We start from the raw sequence: 5,657 nt of genomic DNA, 5'->3' as shown, positions 1-5,657 counted from the left end.
TAGGTCTTTTTTTCACCTTGCATTTGGTATTGCACTTCATGTGTTAATCTAAGAATTCAAATAAAACCATAAAAACCCATAACGCTTAGTTATGGGTTTTTATATTTGTGAGTGCTTGACTTTTTTAGTCGCTTAGCAGAAACTGAGCGTTTACGATATTGTAAACAACTCTTTCTTAATGTTGCTGAACGTGTCATATCGATGCGTCGAATACATGGCTAAATGTCGTCAAAAGCTATTTATGCTTATCAAGGAAGATTGTTAGTTGTATTAATTGAAGCGCGAGGGCATAAATCATGGCTATCAATAAACAAGAACATGCGCAGTGGAGCTCAAGTTTGGGCTTTGTATTGGCAGCGGTAGGGTCAGCAGTTGGGTTAGGTAATATCTGGAAATTTCCATATATGGTTGGTGAAAGTGGTGGTTCAGCTTTCGTTATCGCTTATTTATTTTGTATTGCGCTAGTTGGCTTTCCTATTCTAGTTGCTGAGTGGTTGATTGGTCGCAGAGGCCAGAAAAATCCTGTTAACTCATTTACTGATGTTGCCGCCAGTGAAGGGAGGTCAAAAAACTGGGGAATTATAGGGGTTTCAGGTATTTTAGGTGGGTTCCTGATTCTATCATTCTACAGTGTTATCGGTGGTTGGGCGCTGAACTATATCACCAAGATTGCCTCTGGTGGCTTCACTGGCCAAGATAGCGATGCTGTCGGAGCAACGTTTGATGCTATGTTGGCATCTGCAGGTACTTTGACTATTTGGCATACAGTGTTTATGGTGCTTACCGCTGTCATCGTAGGCGTCGGTGTTACGAGTGGCATCGAAAAGACCGCTAAAATTTTGATGCCATTACTGGGTGTCATTCTATTTATTATCGTTGGTTATAACGTGATGAATGGCGGATTTGGAGAAGCAGTTTCTTATTTATTTGCTCCTGATCTTAGCAAAATAACTGCTGATGTGATGATTGCCGCATTGGGTCATGCGTTCTTTACGCTATCAATCGGTATGGGTATTATGGTTGCTTATGGCTCGTATTTGGGTCGTGAAGTAAACCTGCTTAAAACAGCACGTACGGTTGTTATTCTAGATACAGTCATTGCTTTAGCAGCTGGTTTAGCAATATTCCCAATCATCTTCAGCAATGGACTGGATCCTGCTGCAGGTCCTGGACTTATCTTCGTTAGCTTGCCAATAGCTTTTGGTAGCATGGGCGCGGGTACTGTTATAGGGACACTTTTCTTCTTACTCATTACTTTTGCAGCGATTACCTCAGCCATCTCTTTACTTGAGCCGACGGTTGAGTTTTTAGAAGAGCGCACAGCGATGACTCGTACAGTATCGACTATCGTTGCTAGTACTGTGATTTGGCTACTGGGTATTGCTGCTTTGTTATCGTTCAACTTGTGGTCTGAATTTACCATCATGGGTAATGGTATTTTTGATGCATTGGATAAGCTCACCAGTAAATTCCTTTTACCGTTAACGGGTTTGGCTGCGATTGTTTTTCTTGGTTGGAAAATGGATCAGCGTAGCATTCAGGATGAGCTTGGTTTGTCTAATGGCGCTTGGCAGATCTGGCAGGTTGTTGCAAAGTTCGTAGCGCCGATCGCGGTTATCGTCGTTTTCGTTACTTCATTGATGGGCTAGTGACAACTTGATTTTCTAAATTTATAGATTATAAATCTCAGACAGAAAAAGGGCTTAAGATACTTCTTAAGCCCTTTTTTCAATTAAATATCAGCTTCGGTGATAAATACTATAAGTGACTATCGCAAATTTAACTCAGGAATGGTTTGTCCGCGCTTGCCATAAAAATCACTCACAAACTCATCAAACTTGTCTTCTTCGATGGCTTCTCTTATACCTTGCATCAAACGTTGATAGTAACGAAGGTTGTGGATCGTTGCCAATTGAGCGCCTAGCATCTCTTTGCATTTATTGAGATGATATAAGTAGGCACGGCTGAAGTTTTGACAAGTATAGCAATCGCATTCAGGGTCTAGTGGGCCTTCATCATTGCGATATTGGCTATTACGGATACGAACCACACCAGCGTTGTCTGTATCGCCTGTCACGAAGTAATGACCGTTGCGCGCGTTGCGAGTCGGCATGACGCAATCAAACATGTCTACGCCGCGACGTACTGCTTCGACGATATCCTCAGGTTTACCGACACCCATCAGATAGCGTGGCTTGTCTGCAGGCATAGCATCAGGAATATAATCTAAGACATCCATCATCTCATTTTTAGGCTCACCAACAGAAAGACCGCCGATGGCATAACCATCAAAACCAATATCGAGCAGCCCATCAAGTGACTGTTGGCGCAAGTCTGGATACATGCTGCCTTGGATAATGCCAAACAGGGCGTTGGTGCTGCCCAGTCGCTTGTGTTCATCAACACAGCGTTGTCCCCAGCGTAGCGATAGCTCTAATGATGTTTTAGCTTCTTCGTGAGTCGCAGGATAGGGCGTACACTCATCGAATTGCATCACGATATCTGAGTTCAGGCTATATTGGATTTGCATGGATTTTTCTGGAGACAGAAAGACTTTGGCACCATCGATGGGGGATTTAAAGTTAACCCCTTCTTCGGTAATTTTACGCATGGCACCCAGACTAAATACCTGAAAGCCGCCTGAGTCTGTCAAAATAGGCTTGTCCCAATGCATGAATTTATGCAAACCACCAAATTTTTCGATGACCTCAGTGCCTGGGCGTAGCCATAAATGAAAGGTATTGCCTAATACGATATCAGCGCCGATCGCTTCAATATCACGCGGTAGCATACCTTTGACAGTACCGTAAGTACCGACAGGCATAAAGGCAGGTGTTTGCACGTCGCCATGATTAAGATGGACTGTGCCACGGCGTGCACGCGTCTCGCCGCTGGCCGTTTTATGTAAGACAAATTGCATATAATAACCGCTATGTAAGCTATGAAAATGGCGCTAATTATAGCATTGTTGGTGAATTTTTTGGACATGGATATTCATGCGTCATTGATGTATATGTCGTTTCGGCCTCATAAGCTCAACAAGTTTCACAGTTGATATAGTGACGAGATAACCAAAAGATACAGCAGTATTATGGTGTGGTTGGTAAAGTAGATAAAAAATAGCAATATAAAAAACACCATCGGGCTTGGTTGTTTAGACATTGGAGACATGATATGACTAAAAAAGCTTATCTACTATTGAGTGGTTTATTATTAACATCAGGAGTAGCTATGGCAACAGAAGAGCCAGACTACACTGTATTGGTGCAAGACGATGATTTTGAGTTACGTCATTACGGTGAGCAGCTTGTGGCGCAGACTTGGGTAACGGGCGACCAGAGCGCTGCCAGTCGCGAAGGATTTAAAACGTTAGCCGACTATATCTTTGGCAATAACACAGCGCCAAGTGGTGAGAGTAGCGAGATTAGTATGACAGCACCTGTCACCATGCAGTCGCAAGCGAATAACGATGACACGTCAGAAGAAATTGCGATGACGGCACCAGTGAGCATGCAAGAGACGGATGGAAAATGGCGTGTGCAGTTCACCATGCCGAGCCAATACACCATGCAAACCTTACCAAAGCCCAATAATCAGAATGTCGAGATTATTGAAGTCCCTGCACAAAATTATGGTGTTATTAAGTTTTCTTGGTTGACAGGGGAAGACAAAGTTGCAGAAAAAACTGAAGCGCTACAAACGTGGATGCAGGATCAAGACTTAACAATAACAGGTGAGCCTGAATTGGCACGCTATGACCCACCATGGACGTTGCCGTTTATGCGCCGCAATGAAGTTATGATTGCCTATCAACCAGAATAACGCCAATGGTTCAAAGTGTTGAAAAGCTGATGGTCATAAAAAAAGACAGCCTAGGGCTGTCTTTTTTTGTACTGATGCCAAAAACACTAGGGCGTATCTTCATTTTTAACCCATTTAGATGACTATCGATTTAAATGAAGACACACCCTAAAACCGGTCTATTTTTCACGGATGATGTTTAACATACGGCGTAAGGGCTCAGCTGCGCCCCACAGGAGCTGGTCACCAACGGTGAAGGCACCGAGATATTCAGGACCCATATTTAGCTTACGCAGGCGACCTAGTGCAACGGTCAAAGTACCAGTCACCGATACTGGTGTTAAGCGATCTATGGTAGATTCTTTATCGTCTTCGACCACGTCTAACCACTCATTACCACTATTTTTCAGCGCTGCTTCGATTTCCTCTAATGGGATATCTTTTTTGAGCTTGATGGTCAAGCCTTGAGCATGACAGCGCATCGCACCAACACGGACGCACATGCCGTCGATAGGAATGGTGCTGGCGTCGTCATTACCAAGGATCTTATTGGTTTCAACGCCACCTTTCCACTCTTCGCGTGACTGTTTGTTTTCTAGCTGAGCATCGATATAAGGAATCAAGCTGCCGGCTAATGGTACAGCAAAGTACTGCTTAGGGAAGTCTGCTGAGCGTTGAGTTTGAGCGATTTTTTTATCGATATCCAAAATCGCACTTGCAGGGTCGGCCAGTTCGTCTTGGACAGCACCATGTAGTACGCCCATGCCTTCGATCAGTTCACGCATATTATTTGCGCCTGAGCCACTAGCGGCCTGATAGGTCATTGCGCTGACCCATTCTACCCAGCCTTTATTAAACAGTTCACCGATAGCCATCAGCATCAGTGATACGGTACAGTTACCACCGATGAAGTCTTTTTTGCCACTGGCGAGGGCGTCGTCAATCACGTTACGGTTGACTGGGTCCAGGATGATAATGCTGTCATCTGCCATTCGTAGGGTACTTGCTGCATCAATCCAGTAGCCATTCCAGCCACTATCACGCAGTGGTTGATGCACTTTTGAGGTATAATCGCCACCTTGACAGGTAATAATCACATCACAAGCTGCTAAGGCTTCGATATCATGAGCGTCTTTAAGTTGGCTGGCCTCAACATCGTCAAAGCTTGGCGCATCGCCACCGGCATTGCTGGTTGAAAAAAATACAGGAGTAATGCCAGCGAAGTCTTTTTCTTCCTGCATACGCTGTATTAGTACCGAGCCGACCATGCCACGCCAGCCTACCAAACCTACTGTTAAATTACTCATTAAATCCAATCCTTTTTACATTTATTTGTTGCATTGCTAACCAGTAACAATGCCGTTTATAGCCCTAAAAAGCAAGGTGTTTCCCTGCTTTTTAGCCATTTTTTATGCACTAATTTCTATGCTTACTATAACGTTCCGTTATTAGATGCTGGGTAATATGTATTTTCAATATGTGCCAATACGTTGTGCAGCCGGAAAGTCATCTTTATTGATGTATATATAGGCTGGATATATACACCAATGAAAGCGTTGCATAAAGAATATGTGTAGTAAAATGACTGATAGGATAATGTTGTATGATACCAATGGCTTAATTCAGCCTGATTAGTAGGCTAGGTTCTTTGGAAGTGCTAAAGTAAGCTTCGAAGGGTAGTTTAGCTAGGACAAGCTATAGAATATTACAGATATCTTTTCTTCTATGCGACAATAAATATCGTCTTTGGCTCAACGATTATTTCAACAAACGGTTAATACAAACTATGGATCTTTCTTTATTATTAGGACTTACGCAAAACCAGAGATATATTGCCAACCTAAAGCATAGCGTAG

General features: G+C 43.3%; 4 protein-coding genes. 2 read left to right on the top strand and 2 right to left on the bottom strand.

The genetic code is table 11. The annotated features are described in order from the left end of the window. Positions 1-296 precede the first annotated feature (296 nt). Entirely contained in the window at positions 297-1,649 is a 1,353-nt protein-coding gene (locus L0J61_RS08715) for a sodium-dependent transporter (protein ID WP_301466056.1), read from the top strand. 119 nt (positions 1,650-1,768) lie between these two features. Here the strand turns inward: L0J61_RS08715 and tgt are convergent, their stop codons facing one another. After that, a complete protein-coding gene (gene tgt / locus L0J61_RS08710) occupies positions 1,769-2,920 on the bottom strand; it encodes a tRNA guanosine(34) transglycosylase Tgt (RefSeq protein WP_301466055.1) in 1,152 nt (383 codons plus the stop codon). A 254-nt stretch (positions 2,921-3,174) separates the two neighbouring features. Between tgt and L0J61_RS08705 the strand changes: the two genes are divergently transcribed. Next, positions 3,175-3,822 (top strand): heme-binding protein, encoded by a 648-nt coding sequence (locus tag L0J61_RS08705; RefSeq protein WP_301466054.1) that lies wholly within the window; start codon positions 3,175-3,177, stop codon positions 3,820-3,822. Between the two features lie 158 nt (positions 3,823-3,980). Here the strand turns inward: L0J61_RS08705 and asd are convergent, their stop codons facing one another. Then, entirely contained in the window at positions 3,981-5,108 is a 1,128-nt protein-coding gene (gene asd / locus L0J61_RS08700) for an aspartate-semialdehyde dehydrogenase (RefSeq protein WP_301466053.1), read from the bottom strand. Positions 5,109-5,657: the final 549 nt, after the last annotated feature.

Origin of the sequence: Psychrobacter sp. (assembly GCF_030457785.1) — a bacterium.
Classification (GTDB): domain Bacteria; phylum Pseudomonadota; class Gammaproteobacteria; order Pseudomonadales; family Moraxellaceae; genus Psychrobacter.
Note: the sequence above shows the minus strand (reverse complement) of the source record. Positions and strands in the feature narration are given on the sequence as shown.

Excerpts from the sequence above, each read along its gene's own strand:
- tgt (WP_301466055.1), bottom strand. The coding sequence starts at position 2,920 with ATGCAATTTGTCTTACATAAAACGGCCAGCGGCGAGACGCGTGCACGC.
- L0J61_RS08705 (WP_301466054.1), top strand. The coding sequence starts at position 3,175 with ATGACTAAAAAAGCTTATCTACTATTGAGTGGTTTATTATTAACATCA.
- L0J61_RS08715 (WP_301466056.1), top strand. The coding sequence starts at position 297 with ATGGCTATCAATAAACAAGAACATGCGCAGTGGAGCTCAAGTTTGGGC.
- asd (WP_301466053.1), bottom strand. The coding sequence starts at position 5,108 with ATGAGTAATTTAACAGTAGGTTTGGTAGGCTGGCGTGGCATGGTCGGC.